Raw genomic sequence first — 20,967 nt, 5'->3', positions numbered from 1 at the left:
TGCCTTCCGTGAAAGGGGTAGGGCTGTCGGTCCGGCTTACTGGTAGACGAAGCCCATGACGATGCCGATGAGGGCGAGCGCCTCACAGAAGGCGAATCCCATGATCTGGTTGGTGCGGATCAGGCCGGCCGCCTCGGGCTGACGGGCGAGGGCCTGGGTGCCGTTACCGAAGATGATGCCGACGCCGACGCCGGGGCCGATCGCGGCGAGACCGTAGCCGATGGACGCGACGTTGCCGACGACGGTCGTCTTGGCGGAGGCGAGGTTGACCAATTCGAGAGCAGCGGACATGCCGTTACTTCCTTCTCTTTCACGGACCGGGTGGGGGTTGGCCACCGGACGTCTGTTGGTTCTGGTTACGAGGCCGGGCTCAGTGACTCTTGGCGAGCGCGCCCTGGATGTAGCTGCAGGCCAGGAGCACGAAGACGTACGCCTGGACGGCCTGGATGAAAAGTTCGAAGACGGTCATGATGAGCACCATCGCGAACGAGGCACCGGCGTAGACGAAGCCCAGTCCGTTCAGCAGGTAGTACGTCGCCAGCGTGAACATGACGATGAGCAGGTGACCGGCGAACATGTTCGCGAACAGTCGGACCGCGTGGGTGAAGGGCCGGATCAGCAGGTTCGAGAAGAACTCGATCACGACGACGAGCGGCAGGACCCAGCCGAGCGACTTGTCGTAGCCCGTGATGTTCTTCCAACCGCCGCCCCACCCGTGCGTCTTGAAGGTCAGACCGACCCACAGGACGTAGACGATGATCGCCAGGGCCGCGGGGTACGCGATCAGCGAGGTGACCGGGAACTGGGCGATCGGAATGATCGACCAGAGGTTCATCAGCCAGACGAAGAAGAAGATGGACACCATCAACGGGACGTACTTCTCACCGTCCTTCTTGCCGATGATCTCGTAGACGATCCCGCGGCGGACGAAGTCGTAACCGGCCTCGCCGACCATCTGGACCTTGCCCGGCACCAGTTTCGGCTTGCTGAACGCCGCCCAGAAGAATCCGACAACGATGAGCGTGCTCAACAGGGCAAGCAGCATCGGCTTGTTGAATTCGAAGCCGGCCACCTCGAAAATGGGCTTGTACATGAATGTATGGAGGCCCGGAGCCGGGAACCCGCAGCCCGAAAAGATATGGCAGCTCGCATCGAAGGCGAGGGTCTGGGGATCAGCACTCACCGCGGGCTCCTTCAGCGTGGCGCATAGGTACGGCAACCTCGTTGTGTCGGCGCGGCATGAAGCCGCGGTTCGGCACTGGACTGGTGTGACAGATGTGGGGGCGGCTCTCAGGCATGGAGCCTCGCGATGGAACAGGCGTCAGCTCGGATGCCCGCGCCCGCAATGCCGCAGTTGGAACCGGACGATAGCAGGAACCCGAACGGGCACTTATCCCGGCCCTACCCTTCACGCCGACGACCCCGTCTTCTCCGGCTTTCCGGCCGTCGAGGACTCGGGTTCGACGTAAAGGATCTTGGCCTTCATGTACGCGCGGGCCTGCGCGGCGATCCAGACGAGGGTCGCCGCGAGCAGCGTGAACCCGAAGGCCTTCGGGTTGAACAGCGTGGTGTCCTTGAAGACCGCCAGGAAGACCAGGAGCAACAGCAACTGGGCGGTGTAGAGCATCAGCCCCATCGCCTGGAAGAGGTGCGGCAGTGACTTCGCGGTGCGCTGGAGGACGGTGAGACCGACACCCATGAAGAGGATGACCACGAGCACACCGACAGCGGCTCCCAGAGCACCCTTGCCACCGCTGACCGCACCACTGACGGCCACGGCGATGACGCCGGCGGCCACGGTGGGTACGGCGGTGTTGAGGAGGATCCGGACGTCGTTGGTCGGCATGGCGGCAGCTCCGCTAGCTGGGTGGGGCAGATGGTGTCGTCATGGACGAGCGTAGGCCCGGTCCGAGAGTTGGATTCTCGGGCCAACGGACCGTCGCACTACGGTCCTTCGGCTCTGGCGCCGGGTCTCGTGAACGGTATCACAAACTATTTGATGAGGTCTTTACCATGAACGTGTGCTGACCGTCACACATGAGGACGAATGTGCGCGTGTGAGCCGGACATGGATCTTTCTTGTCTGGTAATGGGCGACGTTGAGGCAATTCTCAGTATGCCGAATCGGCCTTGCGTCGATCGGAGAGACGAGATCGCGGCCCGACGGCGGTAGCCCCGTTGACGCCCGCCGGGACCGGTGTCCGCCCGTCGGCCGGTACGCCGTCGGTCTGAAGGGACTCCTGGGGCACCTGTGACCCGGCGCCCGGCCGGCTCTCCCCCGGCTCCGGGGCCTCGTGGGCGGCCTCCGCCAACTCCCCCTGAGTACCCCGCCGGCGGCGCCGGTAGCGGGGCGGCACGACGGCCTCGGCCCAGCGCGGGGCGCGCGGTGTGAAACGGGGCAGCAGCAGGAGCAGCAGCCCCAGCGCGCTCAGCGCGACGACCGCGAGCACGATCCACATCGTGGACATCGTGGACGAGGAGTGGACCGAGTACAGCACCACACCGAAGGCGATCAGCGCGGACCAGAAGTACATGATCAGGACGGCCCTGCTGTGCGAGTGCCCGATCTCCAGCAGCCGGTGGTGGAGATGCCCGCGGTCGGCGGCGAACGGCGACTGGCCGTTCCAGGTACGGCGCACGATCGCGAGGACGAGGTCGGCGACCGGGATCGCGATGATCGTCAACGGCAGCAGCAGCGGGATGAAGACCGGCAGCGCCGCGTGGGTCGCCTCACGGGTCGAACCGTCGGCGTAGATCTTCAGGGCGTCCGGGTCCACCTGGCCCGTGATGGAGATCGCGGCCGTCGCGAGCACCAGACCGATCAGCATCGATCCCGAGTCGCCCATGAAGATCCGGGCCGGATGCATGTTGTGCGGCAGGAAGCCGACCCCCATGCCCATCAGGATCGCGGCGAAGAGGGTCGCGGGGGCGGCGGCCTCGATGCCGTACCCGTACCAGATCCGGTACGCGTACAGGAAGAACGCCGCCGCGGCGATGCACACCATGCCGGAGGCCAGACCGTCGAGTCCGTCGACGAAGTTGACCGCGTTGATGGTGATCACGACGAGCGCGACGGTCAGGAGCGTGCCCTGCCAGGAGGTCAGCGCGACCGTGCCGACACCGGGGACCGGGATCCACAGGATCGTCAGACCCTGCATCACCATCACACCGGCGGCGATCATCTGGCCGCCGAGCTTGATCAGGGCGTCGATCTCGAACTTGTCGTCCAGGACACCGATCAGCCAGATCAGCGCGGCCCCGGACAGCAGCGCGCGCGGCTCGTTCGACCGCTCGAAGACCCCGCCGAGATTCTGCAGGTTGCTGGCCACGAGCAGTCCGGCGCACAGGCCGAAGAACATCGCGATACCGCCGAGACGCGGTGTCGGTTCGCGGTGGACGTCTCGGGCGCGGATCGCGGGCATCGCGCCGATCGCGATGGCGAACTTCCGCACCGGACCGGTAAGTAGATAAGTCACCGCGGCCGTCACGCAGAGCGTCAGCAGGTAATCACGCACAGGCTGCCCCACAGGAATCGCCGGCCATCTGAGCCACACACACTAGCTCGCGACAGGACGACTGTTGGAATGCGCGTAGCCACATGGTCAAGGACATACACGGCGGCGCGATGGTTGCACAAATTCGTCTCACCCTACGCCCCGCCGGATTTCTCACGGTGCGTCGCCGCTGTTCAACGGTGTGCGAGCGGCGGACCGGCCGAGGGATCAGTGCCGGGTCGGCACACCCGTGAGCGCCGTCACCACCGGGTCCAGCGCCTGGTGGATCTCGTCGCCGATGGAGCGGAAGAAGGTGATGGGAGCGCCGTACGGGTCGTAGACCTCGTCCGCCTCCGCGTTGGGGGCCAGGAGCCATCCGCGCAGCGCCGCGGCGGCACGCACCAGCGCACGGGCGCGCTCGACCACGCCCTCGTCGAGGGGGTCGGGCAGCGTCGCCGGGTCTATGGCCCGTACGAGACGCGTGAACTCCTTCAGCGTGAAGGTCCGCAGCCCCGCCGAGTGCCCCATGGAGATGACCTGCGCCCGGTGGTCACGCGTCGCCGTGAGCACCAGGTCCGCGCGGATCACGTGCTCGTCCAGCAGCTCCCGTCCGACGAAGCCGGACGGGTCCGCGCCGAAATCCGCCAGGACGGCCTCCGCGTTGGCCTCCATCGAGGCCCCCTCGTGTCCCCAGGTGCCCGCGCTCTCCACGATGAGCCCGCCCGTGAGCCGCTCGCCGAGGCGGTCGCTCAGGGCATGGCGGTTCAGCCGCTCGGTGATGGGCGAGCGGCACACGTTGCCGGTACTGACGTGGAGGATGCGGAAGGTGTCGGGGAGTCCCGCTATGCCACGCCCCTCAGGGGCGGTCAATTGGCCACCTCGAGGTCGGGTACGACCTTGCGCAGCTCGTCGGCGTCGACGGCGCCCGCGCGCAGCAGGAGCGGGACCTTGCCCGTCACGTCCACGATCGAGGACGGCACGATGCCGGGGGTCTTCCCGCCGTCGAGATAGACCGACACAGCGTCCGCCAGCATCTCCTGCGCCGCGTCGCAGTCCTCCGGCGCCGGGTGTCCTGTCAGGTTCGCGCTGGAGACGGCCATCGGGCCGACCTCGGTCAGCAGCTCGATCGCGACGGGGTGCAGGGGCATCCGGATCGCGACGGTGCCACGGGTGTCGCCAAGGTCCCACTGGAGCGAGGGCTGGTGCTTGGCGACGAGCGTGAGCGCGCCCGGCCAGAAGGCGTCGACCAGCTCCCAGGCCTGCTCCGAGAAGTCCGTGACGAGGCCGTGCAGGGTGTTCGGGGAGCCGATGAGCACGGGAGTGGGCATATTGCGGCCCCGGCCCTTGGCGTCGAGGAGATCGGCGACGGCCTCCGAGCTGAAGGCGTCGGCGCCGAGCCCGTAGACGGTGTCGGTGGGCAGGACGACGAGCTCGCCGCGGCGGACGGCGGACGCGGCTTCACGCAGACCGGTCGTACGGTCGGTCGCGTCGTTGCAGTCGTATCGCCGTGCCATCTAACGGCCCTCTCTCTTCTGTGTCTTCTGATGTGCTCGGTTCGTCGCGGCTGAGGTCACGGAAGCGGAGGTGACCCTCGTCGTCCCTGTTCCGGTCCTCACGGCATGGCCTTGCGCGCCGTCGCGAAGCGCGGGCGCTTGTTCAGGTCCGGGTGGTCGGCCGCGTCCGCCCAGCCGGCCTCCTCGCTGAAGATCCACGGGACCTGCCCGCCCTGGGTGTCCGCGTGCTCGACGACGACGAGGCCGCCGGGCCGCAGCAGCCGGTGCGCGGTGCGTTCGATGCCGCGGATCGTGTCGAGGCCGTCCTCGCCGGAGAAGAGCGCCATCTGCGGGTCGTGGTCGCGGGCCTCGGGCGCCACGTACTCCCACTCGGTGAGCGGGATGTACGGCGGGTTGGAGATGACCAGGTCGACCTGGCCGTCGAAGTCGGGGAGGGCCGTCAGAGCGTCTCCGCGGTGCACGGTGACCCTGGACCCCTCGGCGTTCTTCCGCGTCCAGGTGAGGGCGTCCTCGGACAGCTCCACGGCGTGCACACGCGAGCGCGGCACCTCCTGCGCCATCGCGAGCGCGATCGCGCCGGATCCCGAGCAGAGATCGACGATCAGCGGCTCGACGACGTCCATCGCGCGGACCGCGTCTATGGCCCAGCCGACGACGGACTCGGTCTCCGGCCGGGGCACGAACACCCCTGGCCCGACCTGGAGTTCCAGATACCGGAAGAACACCCGCCCGGTGATGTGCTGGAGCGGTTCGCGGGCCTCGCGGCGCGCGACGGTCTCCCAGTAGCGGGCGTCGAACTCCTCGTCCACGACGCTGTGCAGCTCTCCGCGCTTCACACCGTGCACGAACGCGGCGAGCTCCTCCGCGTCGAACCGCGGCGACGGCACGCCCGCGTCGGCCAGCCGCTGGGTGGCCTGGGCCACCTCGGCGAGCAGCAGACTGCGGGGGGCGGGCCCACGGCGGAGCCGCTGAGGGTCGGTTGGCCCCCCAGAAGGTGTCTGCACGCTGGTTCCTCCTGAGACGTAGAAGGGGACGGGTCGTGATCGGAAGGGAGTGACGCGGGGTGCGCGGGTGCGCGGGGTTGCGGAGCAGGCTCAGGCGGCCGCGAGCTTCGCCGCCGAGTCGGCGTCGACACAAGCCTGGATCACTGCCGCCAGCTCACCGTCGAGCACTTGGTCCAAGTTGTACGCCTTGAAGCCGACCCGGTGGTCCGAGATCCGGTTTTCCGGGAAGTTGTACGTACGGATCTTCTCGGACCGGTCGACGGTACGCACCTGGCTGCGCCTGACGTCCGCCGCGTTCTTCTCCGCCTCCTCCTGTGCCGCGGCCAGGAGCCGCGAGCGCAGGATACGCATGGCCTGCTCCTTGTTCTGGAGCTGGCTCTTCTCGTTCTGGCAGGAAGCGACGACTCCGGTGGGCAGATGCGTGATCCGGACGGCGGAGTCGGTCGTGTTGACGGACTGGCCGCCGGGGCCCGACGAGCGGTAGACGTCGATGCGCAGGTCGTTGGCGAGGATCTCGACCTCGACCTCCTCCGCCTCGGGCGTCACGAGCACGCCGGCCGCCGACGTGTGGATCCGGCCCTGCGACTCCGTGGAGGGCACCCGCTGCACGCGGTGCACCCCGCCCTCGTACTTGAGCCGCGCCCAGACGCCCTGTCCCGGCTCGGTGGCCCCGTTGCCGCCCTTGGTCTTCACGGCGACCTGGACGTCCTTGTAGCCGCCCAGCTCGGACTCGGTGGCGTCGATGATCTCGGTCTTCCAGCCCACGCGCTCGGCGTAGCGCAGATACATCCGCAGGAGGTCACCGGCGAACAGCGCCGACTCGTCGCCGCCCGCGCCCGCCTTGATCTCCAGGATGACGTCCTTGTCGTCGCTGGGGTCGCGCGGGACGAGCAGCAGCCGCAGCTTCTCGGTGAGTTCGTCGCGCTGCTTCTCCAGCACCTTGACCTCGGCGGCGAACTCGCCGGCCGAGGTGTCGGTGGGGTCGGCGGCGAACTCACGGGCCGTCTCGATGTCGTCCCCGGTCTGCTTCCAGGAGCGGTACGTCCCGATGATCGGGGTCAGTTCGGCGTACCGCTTGTTGAGCTTGCGGGCGTGCGCCTGGTCCGCGTGGACCGACGGGTCGGCGAGCTTCTTCTCCAGGTCGGCGTGCTCGCCGACCAGTTCCTCGACCGCCTCGAACATTCGGGGGCTCCTGGGTTGCGTACGGAAGTGCTGCGCGAAGTTGCTTATGGACGGCAAAGCGCCGGTCCCGGCACCCCAGGGCAGGGGCACCGAGAACCGGCGCAATCGGCTCGCTACTTGTTGGCGGAGCCGGCGGCAGCCTTGCCGAAGCGGGCCTCGAAGCGGGCCACGCGGCCACCGGTGTCGAGGATCTTCTGCTTGCCCGTGTAGAACGGGTGGCACTCGGAGCAGATTTCGGCACGGACGGAGCCCGATTCGATCGTGCTGCGAGTGGTGAACGACGCACCGCAGGTACAGCTGACCTGGGTCTCGACGTACGTGGGGTGGATGTCGCGCTTCAAGGTGTCTCCTAGGGAACATCCTCGCCAGGCGAGGAAGGCGCCGGGTCGCACGCGCGGATGCTCGTACGTGAACCGGGGCCGACGATCCAGTCTGCCAGGACCGGCCGTATCTCCAAAACCGGGGTGGTCCCGGATCTATTCCGCGCCGCCCGTGACCACGTCGGACGCGTCGCCCTTGTCGCCCGCGGACTCCTTCGTCGCGGACGCCGGGATCGGCTTGTCCGCCCTGAGCGCCGTCCAGACCTGCTCGGACGCCTTCTCCAGGGGTACGACGCGGTTGGGGTCCGCCGGGTCGTACCGGACGGGCAGGGTGATCATGTTGACGTCCTCGGCCCCGAGGTTCTTCAGGCCGCCGGCGAAGCCGGCGAGTTCCTTGACCGTGTCCAGCTCGGAGTCGGGGGTGATCGCCCGCGTCGCGGTGTCGCCGATGTCGTACAGCTTCTTGGGGCTGTTGAGCAGGCCGATGTCCTTGACCTGGGTGATCAGCGCCTTGATGAAGGCCTGCTGGAGCTGGATGCGGCCCAGGTCGCTGCCGTCGCCGACGCTCTTGCGCGTCCTGACGAGGCCGAGCGCCTGCTCGCCGTCCAGGGTGTGGGTGCCGGGTTCGAGATTCAGATGGCTCTTGGAGTCGTCGATGGCCTCGGTGGTGGTGATCTTCACGCCGCCGAGGTCGTCGATGAGCTGCTTGAACCCGGTGAAGTCGACCTCGATGTAGTGGTCCATGCGGATGCCGGACATCTTCTCGACGGTCTTCACCGCGCAGGCCGGGCCGCCGACCTCGTACGCGGTGTTGAACATGGCCCGTCGCTCGCCGGCGGCGGTGTCGCCGTCGCCGTCCTCGCAGTCGGGGCGTTCGACGATGGTGTCGCGCGGTACGGAGACGACACCGGCCTTCTTGTGGCCTTCGTCGACGTGCATGATCATCGCGGTGTCCGAACGGGCTCCGCCCTGGTCTGCGCCGTATTCGGCGTTGTCGCCGGAGCGTGAGTCGGAGCCGAGGACGAGGATGTCCATCGAGCCGTTGTCGACGTTCACGGGGCGGTCGGTGCCGAGCCTGGCGTTGATGTCGACGCCCTGGATGTTGCCGTTGAGCTTGAAGTACACGTATCCGAGACCGGAACCGCCGACGAGGACCAGGGCTGCGGCCGACCACGCGGCCACGGTGGTGGCGCGAGCGCGCGTGCTCGGCTTCTTGCGGCGCGTACCGGTCGCGCGTATTCGGCCGCCCTTGCTCTGATCCGTCATGTGCTCCTCGGCTCTCGCCGGCTCCCGCCGGTTGTCGTCGGCTCTCGTAGCGTGTGCGGTTACCCCTTGCCACGGCGTTCAGCCACGGTTCGTCGTCCATGGGGTCGGACGTGCGGGGCAGCACGCAGGGTTGCACAACAAGCTGTGGCCCCCGCCGGGGCGGGGGCCACAGAAAGTGGTGCGATGAGCCTGGTCGGGGACCGGTCACCCGGTCACTGACCTGCGATTCTCAGGCGATGGTGTGGTAGCCGGTCCAGCCGGATCCGATGTTCAGGCCTGTGGTGAAGATCTCGGACGTGCCCTTGCCGGTGCCCTTGAGGAGGTACAGGGAGCCGGCCGCGTTACGGACGACGACGTCGGGCTTGGCGTCGCCGTTCACGTCACCCGGGGTGGCGATGGTGGTGTACGCGGACCAGTTGGTGCGGACCACGACGGGCGTCTCGAACGGGGCGGCGGCGTCGCCGGTGCCCTTGGCCAGCAGGAGGTCACCGGTGCTGCCCCGGCGGACCAGCAGGTCGGCCTTGCCGTCGTTGGTGAAGTCACCGTGACCGCGGACCTGGTTGTAGAGCTGGTAGCCGGTGGCGACCGCGGTGGAGGTGCCGAACGTGCCCTTGCCCGTACCGGGGTAGAGCCGCAGCTCACCGGTGGAGGTGACGGAGAGCAGGTCGGGGTTGCCGTCGCCGGTGACGTCGCCGGGAGTGACGATCGCGCGGACCGTGTTCCAGGCGCTGAAGATCTTGGTCTTCGCGTACGTGGAGCTGCTCGCGGAGCGGTGCAGCCAGTACACGTCGCCGGAGTTGCCGCGCGCGACGAGGTCCTCGTAGCCGTCCCTGTTCAGGTCCGTCTGGACGACCAGGTTGTAGGCGCTGAAGGTGCCGGTGAACGCCTTGCGGGAGGCGAACTTGTCGCCGGTGGAGGTGAAGGTGTACGCCTTGCCGTCCGCGCTGGTGCGGGCCCACAGGTCAGCCTTGGTGTCGCGGCTGAAGTTGGTGTCGTCGATGCGCGGCTGGAGGGCCGGCATGTACGTCGAGACCTTGGTGTACACGTCGAACGTGCCCTGGTAGTTGCACAGTTCGGACTGGGTGGAGACGCCCCAGGAGGTGACGCCGATGATCCGGCCGTTCACCATCATCGGGCTGCCCGAGTCACCGGGGCAGGTCGCCTTGCCCGTGCTGTTGTCGCCCGTGCCGCCGACGCCCGCGCAGATCATGTGGCCGGGCTTGAAGGCGCCCGGACTGTTGAGCACGGTGTCGAGGTTCTCGGTGCAGTCGGCGTCCGAGTTCAGCGGCTGTGTCACCCGCTGGAGGGTGTCGGCCAGCTGGTCCACGTCCGGGTTCGAGCCGGTCATGCCCCAGCCGTAGGTGGTGGCGGTGGTGCCCGGCGCGTAGCGGGTGGTCTCCCGGTACGGGGCGGGCTGCGCCGGAGTGCCCGTCAGGGGCTTGGCGAGCGTCAGCAGCGCGATGTCGTTGTCGATCGCGTCCGCGTTGTACGAGCCGGCGACGTACGACCGGCTGATGCTGGCCACGGTGCCCTCGTCGTTCGGACCACCGGCGAGCTTGGCCGTGTTGGCCAGAATCATGCCGCGGCCGACCATGTCGAGCGCATTGCCGTTCTCGTCGGTGACGCAGTGCGCCGCCGTAAGAACCTTGTTGGGCGCGACGAGCGTTCCGCCGCAGGTGAAGTAGAAGTATCCGTCGTTGTCGAACTCGAAAAGCAGTTGCACCATCCAGGGGGCGCTGCTGATGGAAGTGTTCGTTCCGCCGATGATTCGCGGCGAGATCTCTTTGGAGCTGACGACCTGGGCATCCTTGGGCGGCAGGAACTTCTCACCGCCGTCGCCTTCGGCGGCCTGTGCTGTGGCGACGAGTCCGCCGGCGAGGACCGCAAGGGCCGCTGTACCAGCGGCTATCAGTCTTCGCACTCTCCGGACCGGTCGGTCATGACGCGACACACGCACGCAAATCTCCCACTAATCAAGGGAATTGGTTTGGCGCCGTGTGGGGGGATGGAACGGCTCATCGGATATTACATGCAGAAATCCGCCCCGTCACCGGAGTAACGGGGCGGATCCATAAGCAAGTTGAGCAATCGGGACAGAATCCCGGAACAACGTCCGACGGTGTGTCAGTCGTTGCCGTTTCCGGGCGACGGAGTCGTCTTCTGAATCTGGAGCAGGAACTCCGCGTTCGACTTCGTCTTCTTCATCTTGTCCAGCAGCAGCTCGATCGCCTGCTGCTGGTCGAGCGCGTGCAGCACCCGGCGCAGCTTCCAGACGACGGCGAGTTCGTCGCTGCCGAGCAGGATCTCTTCCTTACGGGTGGAGGACGCGTCCACGTCCACCGCCGGGAAGATGCGCTTGTCCGAGAGCTTCCGGTCGAGCTTGAGCTCCATGTTGCCGGTGCCCTTGAACTCCTCGAAGATCACCTCGTCCATGCGCGAGCCGGTCTCGACGAGCGCGGTGGCCAGGATGGTCAGCGAACCGCCGTCCTCGATGTTGCGCGCCGCACCGAAGAAGCGCTTCGGCGGGTAGAGCGCGGTCGAGTCGACACCACCGGACAGGATGCGTCCGGAGGCCGGGGCGGCGAGGTTGTAGGCGCGGCCCAGGCGGGTGATGGAGTCCAGCAGGACAACCACGTCGTGACCCAGCTCGACGAGGCGCTTGGCGCGCTCGATGGCCAGCTCGGCGACGGTGGTGTGGTCCTCGGCGGGGCGGTCGAAGGTCGAGGAGATGACCTCGCCCTTCACCGACCGCTGCATGTCGGTGACCTCTTCGGGACGCTCGTCGACGAGGACGACCATCAGGTGGCACTCGGGGCTGTTGACCGTGATCGCGTTGGCGATCGCCTGGAGGATCATGGTCTTGCCGGTCTTCGGCGGGGCCACGATCAGACCACGCTGGCCCTTGCCGATCGGTGCGACGAGGTCGATGATCCGCGTCGTCAGCACACCCGGGTCGGTCTCCAGACGGAGCCGGTCCTGCGGGTAGAGCGGGGTCAGCTTCTGGAACTCCGGCCGTCCGCGGCCCGATTCGGCCGCCATGCCGTTCGCCGAGTCCAGGCGCACGAGCGCGTTGAACTTCTCGCGGCGCTCGCCGTCCTTGGGCTGGCGCACCGCGCCGGTGACGTGGTCACCCTTGCGCAGGCCGTTCTTGCGGACCTGGGCGAGCGACACGTACACGTCGTTCGGGCCCGGCAGATAGCCGGAGGTCCGGATGAACGCGTAGTTGTCGAGGATGTCGAGGATGCCCGCGACGGGGATCAGCACGTCGTCGTCGGCGACCTGCGGCTCGCCGCCGCCACCGAACTCCTCGCGGCCACGACGGCCACGACGGTCGCGGTACCGGCCGCGACGGCCGCGACGGCCGCCCGCCTCGTCGTCGAAGTCGTCCTGCGGGCCGTTGCCCTGGTTCTGGCCGCCGCCCTGGCCCTGGCGCTGCTGGCGCTGGCCGCCGCCCTGCTGGCCGCCGCCGCCCTGCTGGTCGTCGCCCTTGCCCCGGCGGTCACGCTGGCGGCTCTGGCGGTCACCGCGGTCGCGGTCGCCGCGCTCGCCACGCTGGCCGCGCTCCTGGCGGTCGCCGCGGCGTCCGTCGGCGTCCCCCTGGGCGGACGCGGAGACGGCGGCCTCGGCCTTGGCGTCGGGACGCTCGTCCACGACGGTGTCGGTGCCCGACTCGCCGCGGGTCTCGGTCTTGCTGTCCGGGCTGCCCGCCTGCGCGGTGGCCCTGCGCCGACGACGCTCGCCCGAGGGCTGGTCGTCACTCGCCGGCTGGCCCGGGATGTCGATCTGCCCGTCGGCCTTGTCGGCCTTCTCGGCCTTGGCCGGGGCACGGTCCGCGGCCTTGTCGGCGGCGGGGGCTTCGGCGGCGGGCGCCGTGTCGCCCGTACGGGCCTTGGAGGTGGCGCGCCGCTTGGGCTTCGCCTCGGCGTCGCCGCCGGCCGCCCCGTCGCTCTTCGGCGCGGGCGAACCGCCGCCCTGCGCCTCCTTGATGACCTCGATCAACTGGCTCTTGCGCATCCGCGCGGTGCCCCTGATGCCGAGGCCGGACGCGACCTGCTGAAGCTCGGCCAGGACCATGCCGTCGAGGCCGGTGCCGGAGCGGCGGCGCCGTGAGGTGGTGCCAGTGGCAGCACCTTCGGCGGGCGCGGTGGTGTCGACGCTGTTGTCGGCGCTCACGCCCATCAGATCGGTGGTGTCGCTCACGAAGGGTCCTTCCCTGGAGCGGACGTCGGCCTTCTGGCTCGGCGACCGGTTGTGCTGTCCGACCGCGGGCTGTGATCGTGTCGATCACGGCCGAGGTCGGGGCGATGGTCCCGCCGGGTACGGCGGAAAACTTGCGTACGTGCAATGGGTCCGGCCCGAGGTCCCCCTGCTCGGCCCACTCCTGGACATAGCGAGGGGTGTCGTGCCGGTTCCGGGGCGTGCTCAAAACTGCTCAGGCAGGCTGCTCAGGCAGTCGGGGAGGCTCCCGGAAGAATGGTGGTCCCGAATGGGGACGCGAAGCACCGAGCCAAAAAGACTTCGGGTGCAGACTTGAGGTTAACACTACCGGCTCCAACAAACATTCCCCCTCTCACTCACCGGCAATCCACCGTCACTGAGAACCGAGCGGCAGAACGCTCGCGCCCGTGCCGTCGAGGCCGAGCCTGTGCGCCGCCCAGCCCTCGCCGGCCAGCTGTACGACCTTGTCGGCCGCACTGTCGTCGGTCAGCGCCAGGACCGTGGGGCCCGCGCCGGAGATGACCGCGGGGACGCCGTCGGCCCGCAGTCGGCCCACGAGCTCCACGCTCTGCGGCATCGCCGGAGCGCGGTATTCCTGGTGCAGCCGGTCCTCGGTGGCCGCGAGAAGCAGCTCGGGACGCCTGGTCAGAGCCTCTACGAGCAGCGCCGACCGGCCCGCGTTGAAACTCGCGTCCACATGGGGGACGGAGCGCGGGAGCAGCCCGCGCGCGGTCTCGGTGAGGACCGGCATCTCGGGCACGAACACCACGGGGACCACCGATTCGGCGACCTCCATCCGGATGGCGCGCGCCGCTCCCCCGTCGGTCCAGGCGAGCGTGAAACCGCCGAGCAGACAGGCCGCCACATTGTCCGGGTGGCCCTCGATCTCGGTGGCCAGCTCCAGCAGCGCGGAGTCGTCGAGCCTGGCGTCGCCGCCTATCGTCACGGCGCGCGCGGCGACGATCCCGGCGCAGATCGCGGCGGACGACGAGCCGAGGCCGCGGCCGTGCGGAATGCGGTTGGCGCAGACGACCTCAAGGCCACGCGGCTGGCCCCCGAGCAGGTCGAACGCGGTGCGCAGGGAGCGTACGAGCAGGTGGTTCTCGTCGCGGGGCAGCGTCCGCGCACCCTCGCCCGCGATGTCGACGTGCAGGCCGGAATCGGCCACGCGCACCACCACGTCGTCGTAGAGCCCGAGCGACAGGCCGAGGGCGTCGAATCCCGGCCCGAGGTTGGCGCTGGTGGCTGGGACGCGCACCCTTACGGCGGCGGCGCGGAAAGCGGGACCGGCCATCGCTTGGACGACTCTCCTTGTGTGGCTGCGAAGTCTCGACGAGATACGGAAACACCCGACGGCCACGAAGGCAACAACACCGCGGCATATGCGGCGGGGCGGGTTGGGTACAGCTTATCGAAGGAAGGTTCAGTGGCGACATAGGGCGCACAGGAGGCGCACGATGCGTGTCGCGTGCCTTCCTGTGCGCCTATGCAGGGTCTTGGTGTGCTTTGTGTCCGCGGCGAACCGGTGACCGGCCCGCCGCGGACACCCCTCAGACGAGTCCGAGGCGCTCGGCCGCAGTCACGGCGTCGACCGGGACCGTGACCGGCTGGGGCGCTCCCGCGACCGCCCAGTCCGGGTCCTTGAGGCCGTTCCCGGTGACGGTGCAGACGATGCGCTGGCCGGGATCGACCTTGCCCTCCTCGGCCGCCTTGAGCAGGCCGGCGACGGACGCGGCCGACGCCGGCTCGACGAAGACACCCTCCTGAGCGGCCAACAGCCGGTAGGCGCGCAGGATCTGTCGGTCCGTCACCTCGTCGATGAAGCCGCCCGACTCGTCCCTGGCGGCGAGCGCCTGCTGCCAGGAGGCCGGGTTGCCGATACGGATCGCGGTGGCCACGGTGTGCGGGTCCTTGACGACCTCGCCGCGCACGATCGGCGCCGAACCGGACGCCTGGAAGCCCCACATGCGCGGGGTGCGGGTCGCGGGACCGTCCGTGGTGTACTCCGTGTAGCCCTTCCAGTACGCCGTGATGTTGCCGGCGTTGCCGACGGGCAGTACGTGGATGTCGGGGGCGTCGCCGAGCGCGTCCACGATCTCGAAGGCCGCGGTCTTCTGGCCCTCGATACGGGACGGGTTCACCGAATTGACCAGCGCCACCGGGTAGTTGTCGGAGAGTCCGCGCGCCAGCGTCAGACAGTCGTCGAAGTTTCCCTCGACCTGGAGGATCTTCGCGCCGTGCACCAGCGCCTGGCCCATCTTGCCCAGCGCGATCTTGCCCTGCGGTACGAGGACGGCGCAGACCATGCCGGCCCGTACCGCGTACGCGGCGGCCGACGCCGAGGTGTTGCCGGTGGAGGCGCAGATGACCGCCTGCGCGCCCGCCTCCTTGGCGTGTGTGATCGCCATCGTCATGCCGCGGTCCTTGAAGGACCCGGTCGGGTTGGCGCCCTCGACCTTGAGGTGCACCTCGCAGCCCGTGACCTCGGAGAGGACCTGCGCGGGGACGAGCGGCGTACCGCCCTCCCGGAGTGTGACCACCGCCGTCGTCTCCGCGACCGGCAGCCGGTCCCGGTACTCCTCGATGATGCCGCGCCACTGGTGGGTGCCGATGCTCGTCATGGGTCCCTTACTCCCCTTCAACACGCATGATGCTGGCGACACCGCGCACGGTGTCGAGCTTGCGCAGCGCTTCGACGGTCCCCGAGAGGGCGGCGTCGGGCGCGCGGTGGGTGACGACGACGAGGGATGCCTCGCCGCCGAGTCCTTCACTGTCGAGCCGGCCCTGCTGGCGCACGGTGTCGATCGACACGTCGTGCTCGGCGAAGACCGTGGCGACCTGGGCGAGTACACCCGGCTTGTCGGCCACGTCGAGGCTGATGTGGTACCGCGTCACGACCTCGGCCATGGAGCTGACCGGCAGCCGCGTGTAGGCGGACTCGCCGGGCCCCGTCGCCTCGCCGATCCGGTTGCGGCACACCGCGACCAGGTCGCCGAGCACGGCGGACGCGGTGGGCGGGCCGCCGGCCCCGGGGCCGTAGAACATCAGCTGTCCGGCCGCCTCGGCCTCCACGAAGACCGCGTTGTACGCCTCGCGCACGGAGGCGAGCGGGTGGCTGAGCGGGATCATCGCCGGATGGACGCGCGCGGTGACCGACTTCCCGTCGGCGGCGCGCTCGCAGATGGCGAGGAGCTTGACGGTGCAGCCCATGCGCCGTGCGGAGGCGATGTCGGCGGCGGTGACCTCGGTCAGCCCCTCGCGGTGGACGTCGTCGAGGCGTACGCGGGTGTGGAAGGCGATCCCGGCGAGGATCGCGGCCTTGGCGGCGGCGTCGAAGCCCTCGACGTCGGCGGTCGGGTCGGCCTCCGCGTAACCGAGCGCCGTCGCCTCGTCCAGCGCCTCCGAGTAGCCGGCGCCCGAGGAGTCCATCCGGTCGAGGATGAAGTTCGTGGTGCCGTTGACGATGCCGAGGACGCGGTTGACCTTGTCCCCCGCGAGGGATTCCCGCAGCGGCCTCAGCAGCGGGATGGCGCCCGCGACGGCGGCCTCGTAGTAGAGGTCCTTGCCGTGCTTCTCGGCCGCCGCGAAGAGCGTCGCGCCGTCCTCGGCGAGCAGCGCCTTGTTGGCCGAGACGACGGACGCGCCGTGCTCGAAGGCCGTGGTGATCAGCGTGCGGGCGGGCTCGATGCCGCCGATGACCTCGACGACGACGTCGATGTCGCCCCGTTTGACCAGCGCCGTCGCGTCCGTGGTGATCAGGGCGGGGTCGATGCCCTCGCGCACCTTGGAGGGACGGCGGACGGCGACCCCGGCGAGTTCCAGGGGCGCGCCGATCCGCGCGGCCAGATCGTCGGCGTGCGTCGCCATGATGCGCGCCACCTCTGAGCCGACGACCCCACAGCCCAGCAGCGCCACCTTCAGCGGACGCGTACGCATCATGCGACCTCGATTCCCTCTCTCAGCGATGTGGACCAGTCTCACGCACCGGACGGAAGTTTCTACCCTCCGTCCGTCATGCGAGACGTCAATCTCAATTACCCGACGTCCAGACGCAGGAGATCTTCCTCCGTCTCACGCCGGACGATCACCCGCGCCCCGCCGTCCTTGACGGCGACGACGGGCGGGCGCAGCGCGTGGTTGTAGTTGCTCGCCATGGAGCGGCAGTACGCGCCGGTGGCGGGGACCGCGATCAGGTCCCCGGGCGCCAGGTCGGCTGGCAGGAACGCGTCGCGTACGACGATGTCACCGCTCTCGCAGTGCTTGCCGACGACGCGCGACAGCATCGGCTCGGCGTCGGAGCGGCGGGAGACGAGCGCGACGCTGTACTCGGCGTCGTACAACGCTGTGCGGATGTTGTCCGACATGCCGCCGTCGACGCTCACATACGTCCGCAGCCCCTCCAGGGGCTTGATGGTGCCGACCTCGTAGAGCGTGAAGGCGGTCGGGCCGACGATGGCGCGGCCGGGCTCGACGGAGATCCGGGGGGTGCGCAGGCCAGCGGACTCGCACTCACGGGTGACGATCGCGGTCAGCGACTTGGCGATCTCGTGCGGCTCGCGCGGGTCGTCCTCTGGGGTGTACGCGATGCCGAGACCGCCGCCGAGGTCGATCTCGGGGAGTTCGACGCCGTGCTCGTCGCGGACCGCGGCCAGCAGTTCGACGACGCGGCGCGCTGAGACCTCGAAGCCCGCCATGTCGAAGATCTGCGAGCCGATGTGCGAGTGGATGCCGATGAGTTCGATGCCGTCGAGCCGCAGCGCCCGGCGGACGGCCTCCGCGGCCTGTCCGTCGGCCAGCGCGATACCGAACTTCTGGTCCTCGTGGGCGGTCGCGATGAACTCGTGGGTGTGCGCCTCGACGCCGACGGTGACCCGGATCTGCACGGGCTGGACCCGGCCGAGGCTCTGCGCGATGTGCGCGACGCGCACCATCTCCTGGAAGGAGTCGAGGACGATGCGCCCGACGCCCGCGGAGACGGCGCGCTCGATCTCGTGCACCGACTTGTTGTTGCCGTGCAGCGCGATGCGCTCGGGGGGCATGCCCGCGTCCAGCGCGGTGGCCAGCTCGCCGCCGGAGCAGACGTCGAGGTTGAGCCCCTCCTCCTTGAGCCAGTGGACGACGGCGCGGGACAGGAACGCCTTGCCCGCGTAGAAGACGTCGGCGTCCTTGCCGAAGGCGTCGGCCCAGGCGCGGCAGCGGGCGCGGAAGTCGGCCTCGTCGAGGAAGTACGCGGGGGTGCCGAACTCCTCGGCGAGCCGGGTCACCGGCAGACCCGCGACGGTGGCGACACCGTCCTCGTCGCGGCTGACCGTACGCGACCAGATCTTGTCGTCCAGCGTGTTGAGGTCGGCGGGCGGCGGGGTGTAGTGGCCCTCGGTGTGCACGTCGGCGTAGCGGGGCCCGGCGGGGTGGGCGGAACGGCTCATCGTCTTCTTGCTCTCTTGGTTACGTCGGATGCGTCCGACTGGGCGGTCCGCATCAGAGGTGTTCGGGCGCGTCGATACCGAGGAGGGTGAGGCCACCGGCCAGCACCGTCCCGGCGGCTTCGGCGAGTGCGAGCCGGGACCGGTGGGCGGCCGAGGGTTTCTCGTCGCCGACGGGCAGCGGGCGGCAGGTCTCCTGGAAGTGCAGGAACGCCTCCGCGGTGCGTTCGAGATGCCGGGCGACCCGGTCGGGGGCGCGGTGGCGGGCGGCGGCGGCGAGTGCGCCGGGGTGGTCGCCGATGCTGTCGAGAAGGGCGCGGGCCCCAGGTTCGTAGGTGTCGCCGTCGCCTCTCGGGATGCCGAGACCGGCGGCGTTACGCAGGAGGGCGCGGGTACGGGCGTGGGCGTAGCGCACCGTGAAGAGGGGGTTGCTCTCGTGCTGGAGGAGAAGGTCGTCGCCGGTCGCGGCCGCGTCGTGGGCCGCGGGCCGCAGCAGACCCCAGCGGGCGGCGTCGGTGCCGAGGCGGGCGAACAGGTCGCCCGCGAGGGTGGCGGACACCGGCCGCACCGTCAGCCGCTCGGTCGCGTCGGCGCCGGTGCGGGCGTCGGCGCCCTGCGCGCGCAGCAGCCGCAGGACGGTCTCTGTCCGCACGGCCGCGCGGAGTTCGCCGGCGGGGGCGAGGATCACGGTGGTGCCGGCGAGGGCGTCCCCGTGCCCGTACTCGATCCCGGCGTCGAGGACGGCGCGGACGACTTCGGCGCGGCTGCCGGGGGCGAGCGTGAAGTTCAGGAAGCCGGGTCCCGTGACGTCGACGCGGGAGAGGTCCGGGGTGGAACGCAGGATCTCGGCGCGGAGGATCTCCGCGATGTCGCGGGGGCTGCGCCGGGCGGGGCCCGCGAGCCGCAGCGCGACGGAGGTCGCGTAGTCGCCGCTGCCGCCGGGGCCGGGGCGCCCGACCTGGACGCTGTCCGGTACGGGCCCGGCCAGGACACCCTCGTCGACCGCGCGGCGCAGGGCGCGCAGCACGGTCCGGGAGAGGTCGGCGGGGGTCACGGGACCAGCGTATGGGAGGAGGGGGGCGTCTTCGCGAACCGGTTTCGCGATACGGGCACCGCCACGGGTCAGGCCGGCCCGCGGCGCCGTCAGCCGCGCGCGCTTCCGGGTGTACTGCCGGCGCGCCACGCCTCGTACCTGTCGTCCAGGGACGGGCCCTCCCGGCGCATCAGCTGTCGTACGACCCTGATGAGGTCGGCGGGCTCGAACGGCTTGGCGAGGAAGGCGTCCACGCCCGCGACGATGCCGGTCTCCACCTCGTACCGCGTACAGGCGCTGATGATCGCGAGGGGCAGGTGCGAGGTCAGTGGATCGGCCCGCAGTCGGGCGGCGGTGCGGATCCCGTCGAGGCGCGGCATGACGACGTCGAGGGTGATCACATCGGGCCTGACCTGGTGGACGACGTCCAGACACTCGGCACCATCGGCCGCGGTCACGACCTCGAAGCCCTCCAGCTCCAGGTTGACCCTGATCAACTGCCGGATGACCCTGTTGTCGTCGACAACGAGCACACGGCCTGACGCGCCTGACACAACTCGAGAGTAGGTCGGCCTCCGGGGCCACGTCCGGGTTTTCCCCACTTCTCCCCCCGCGTGGGGGACCGGCCGCGACCCGCCCGGCGCGACGCCTCACGCCAAATACCTGTTCACGACGACCCCACGGGGGCTGGTAAGGTTTCACCCGTCGCCAAGGTCCACGGCGACACGCCCCCGTAGCTCAGGGGATAGAGCATCGGCCTCCGGAGCCGGGTGCGCAGGTTCGAATCCTGCCGGGGGCACCGTATTCCAGGTGCCGAACAGGCCTTCCCTTCAGACCGCGCGTCTGATCGGGGGGCCTGTTGTCATGTGCGGCCACTGGCCGATGCCGGACACCGGAACGGACCCGTGGTCCTTTCCGGTGTACGTGGACGGGCCCGGTCGTGGGTGTCTGTGTGTCGGTGTGTCGGCGCACGAATCCGGCGGGCGACTTCGGGGGCGCCGGTCCGGATCGCTCACCCACCACCCTCCGTGTGCGGATGACGTGTTGACGAGCCGTCACATGAGTGAACGTGCTGTGGAGAAGCCCGCCGGGTGTGCGGTTGTGACCGAAATGCCGCCCTTGGCACGCCTGTTCAGGTCTGATGATCTAACCCTTCGGCAACGACATTCCGATGTCCGCGCCTCCAGTCAAGTCGCCACGCCGAAGTACCCATGAACATTCCGGTGGTTGGCGACAAGAGGGGCGCGAAGTGCCTGTGGGCTGGGCAAGTACGGGGAAGTTGAAACGATTCGGTGATTCCGTTTACGGTTCCGATGGGTCCATCGGGCGTTGATTGTGGCCGAGTTGGATCGTTCGTGGCCTGTTAGGCACCTGCATTTTTCGAGGATGTACGCATCCGTAACGAGGTGCTACGGCATAGGATCAAGCCGCGCCACGGGGGCCTCGCCAGTCCCTTCCGTAACGTTGCACACGATCTACTCGCGATCCCCACCGACACCCCCCAACCCGTTAA

The 20,967-nt window shown here is 69.2% G+C and carries 18 protein-coding genes and 1 tRNA gene; 1 reads left to right on the top strand and 18 read right to left on the bottom strand.

What is annotated here, in order from left to right; translation table 11 throughout:
- Positions 1-36 precede the first annotated feature (36 nt).
- The 18 genes from atpE to ACFWHU_RS11530 all read right to left on the bottom strand — a co-directional run bounded on the left by atpE (position 37) and on the right by ACFWHU_RS11530 (position 20,008).
- Positions 37-291, bottom strand: a complete 255-nt coding sequence (gene atpE / locus ACFWHU_RS11615) for an ATP synthase F0 subunit C (RefSeq protein ID WP_078075070.1) — start codon at positions 289-291, stop codon at positions 37-39.
- Between the two features lie 79 nt (positions 292-370).
- Positions 371-1,183 carry a F0F1 ATP synthase subunit A gene (gene atpB, locus ACFWHU_RS11610; RefSeq protein ID WP_329035818.1) on the bottom strand — a complete coding sequence of 271 codons (813 nt, stop codon included), beginning with the start codon at positions 1,181-1,183 and terminating at the stop codon, positions 371-373.
- Positions 1,184-1,408: 225 nt separating this feature from the next.
- Positions 1,409-1,846, bottom strand: coding sequence for a hypothetical protein (locus ACFWHU_RS11605; RefSeq protein ID WP_385801713.1), 438 nt, complete (start codon positions 1,844-1,846; stop codon positions 1,409-1,411).
- Positions 1,847-2,111: 265 nt separating this feature from the next.
- Entirely contained in the window at positions 2,112-3,527 is a 1,416-nt protein-coding gene (locus tag ACFWHU_RS11600; protein WP_387224709.1) for an MraY family glycosyltransferase, read from the bottom strand.
- A gap of 195 nt (positions 3,528-3,722) precedes the next feature.
- Positions 3,723-4,364: a low molecular weight phosphatase family protein gene (locus ACFWHU_RS11595; RefSeq protein ID WP_023538645.1), complete on the bottom strand. Its 642-nt coding sequence runs from the start codon at positions 4,362-4,364 to the stop codon at positions 3,723-3,725.
- The gene (locus ACFWHU_RS11590; RefSeq protein WP_023538646.1) at positions 4,361-5,008 is read right to left on the bottom strand and encodes an L-threonylcarbamoyladenylate synthase; all 648 of its coding nucleotides are present in this window, start codon (positions 5,006-5,008) and stop codon (positions 4,361-4,363) included. Before ACFWHU_RS11590 ends, ACFWHU_RS11595 begins: the two co-directional genes overlap by 4 nt.
- Positions 5,009-5,106: 98 nt before the next feature.
- On the bottom strand, positions 5,107-5,946 hold the full coding sequence (prmC, locus tag ACFWHU_RS11585; RefSeq protein ID WP_385801788.1) for a peptide chain release factor N(5)-glutamine methyltransferase: 840 nt from the start codon (positions 5,944-5,946) through the stop codon (positions 5,107-5,109).
- A gap of 156 nt (positions 5,947-6,102) precedes the next feature.
- Positions 6,103-7,194 (bottom strand): peptide chain release factor 1, encoded by a 1,092-nt coding sequence (gene prfA / locus ACFWHU_RS11580; protein ID WP_385801718.1) that lies wholly within the window; start codon positions 7,192-7,194, stop codon positions 6,103-6,105.
- 113 nt (positions 7,195-7,307) lie between these two features.
- Complete coding sequence (gene rpmE / locus ACFWHU_RS11575; RefSeq protein WP_023538649.1) at positions 7,308-7,535, bottom strand: 50S ribosomal protein L31; 228 nt, start codon at positions 7,533-7,535, stop codon at positions 7,308-7,310.
- Between the two features lie 135 nt (positions 7,536-7,670).
- Positions 7,671-8,780: an LCP family protein gene (locus tag ACFWHU_RS11570; protein ID WP_387224708.1), complete on the bottom strand. Its 1,110-nt coding sequence runs from the start codon at positions 8,778-8,780 to the stop codon at positions 7,671-7,673.
- A gap of 229 nt (positions 8,781-9,009) precedes the next feature.
- The gene (locus tag ACFWHU_RS11565) at positions 9,010-10,701 is read right to left on the bottom strand and encodes a trypsin-like serine protease (protein WP_387224707.1); all 1,692 of its coding nucleotides are present in this window, start codon (positions 10,699-10,701) and stop codon (positions 9,010-9,012) included.
- A 203-nt stretch (positions 10,702-10,904) separates the two neighbouring features.
- Positions 10,905-12,980, bottom strand: coding sequence for a transcription termination factor Rho (gene rho, locus ACFWHU_RS11560; protein ID WP_385801724.1), 2,076 nt, complete (start codon positions 12,978-12,980; stop codon positions 10,905-10,907).
- A 391-nt stretch (positions 12,981-13,371) separates the two neighbouring features.
- Positions 13,372-14,292, bottom strand: a complete 921-nt coding sequence (gene thrB, locus ACFWHU_RS11555) for a homoserine kinase (RefSeq protein WP_385801726.1) — start codon at positions 14,290-14,292, stop codon at positions 13,372-13,374.
- Between the two features lie 256 nt (positions 14,293-14,548).
- Positions 14,549-15,619 carry a threonine synthase gene (gene thrC / locus ACFWHU_RS11550; RefSeq protein ID WP_387224706.1) on the bottom strand — a complete coding sequence of 357 codons (1,071 nt, stop codon included), beginning with the start codon at positions 15,617-15,619 and terminating at the stop codon, positions 14,549-14,551.
- A 7-nt stretch (positions 15,620-15,626) separates the two neighbouring features.
- Complete coding sequence (locus tag ACFWHU_RS11545) at positions 15,627-16,937, bottom strand: homoserine dehydrogenase (RefSeq protein ID WP_385801730.1); 1,311 nt, start codon at positions 16,935-16,937, stop codon at positions 15,627-15,629.
- 95 nt (positions 16,938-17,032) lie between these two features.
- Positions 17,033-18,424 carry a diaminopimelate decarboxylase gene (gene lysA, locus ACFWHU_RS11540; protein WP_385801732.1) on the bottom strand — a complete coding sequence of 464 codons (1,392 nt, stop codon included), beginning with the start codon at positions 18,422-18,424 and terminating at the stop codon, positions 17,033-17,035.
- Between the two features lie 52 nt (positions 18,425-18,476).
- Positions 18,477-19,475 carry an ArgS-related anticodon-binding protein NrtL gene (gene nrtL / locus ACFWHU_RS11535; RefSeq protein WP_387224705.1) on the bottom strand — a complete coding sequence of 333 codons (999 nt, stop codon included), beginning with the start codon at positions 19,473-19,475 and terminating at the stop codon, positions 18,477-18,479.
- 89 nt (positions 19,476-19,564) lie between these two features.
- Positions 19,565-20,008: a response regulator gene (locus tag ACFWHU_RS11530; RefSeq protein WP_385801735.1), complete on the bottom strand. Its 444-nt coding sequence runs from the start codon at positions 20,006-20,008 to the stop codon at positions 19,565-19,567.
- 173 nt (positions 20,009-20,181) lie between these two features.
- Here ACFWHU_RS11530 and ACFWHU_RS11525 point away from each other — a divergent pair.
- Positions 20,182-20,253: transfer RNA gene (locus ACFWHU_RS11525), tRNA-Arg, on the top strand.
- Positions 20,254-20,967: the final 714 nt, after the last annotated feature.

It is taken from the genome of Streptomyces sp. NPDC060366 (assembly GCF_042725135.1).
Lineage (GTDB): Bacteria > Actinomycetota > Actinomycetes > Streptomycetales > Streptomycetaceae > Streptomyces.
The sequence above is the reverse complement of the archived record's forward strand: the minus strand, read 5'-3'. Positions and strand labels throughout refer to the sequence as shown.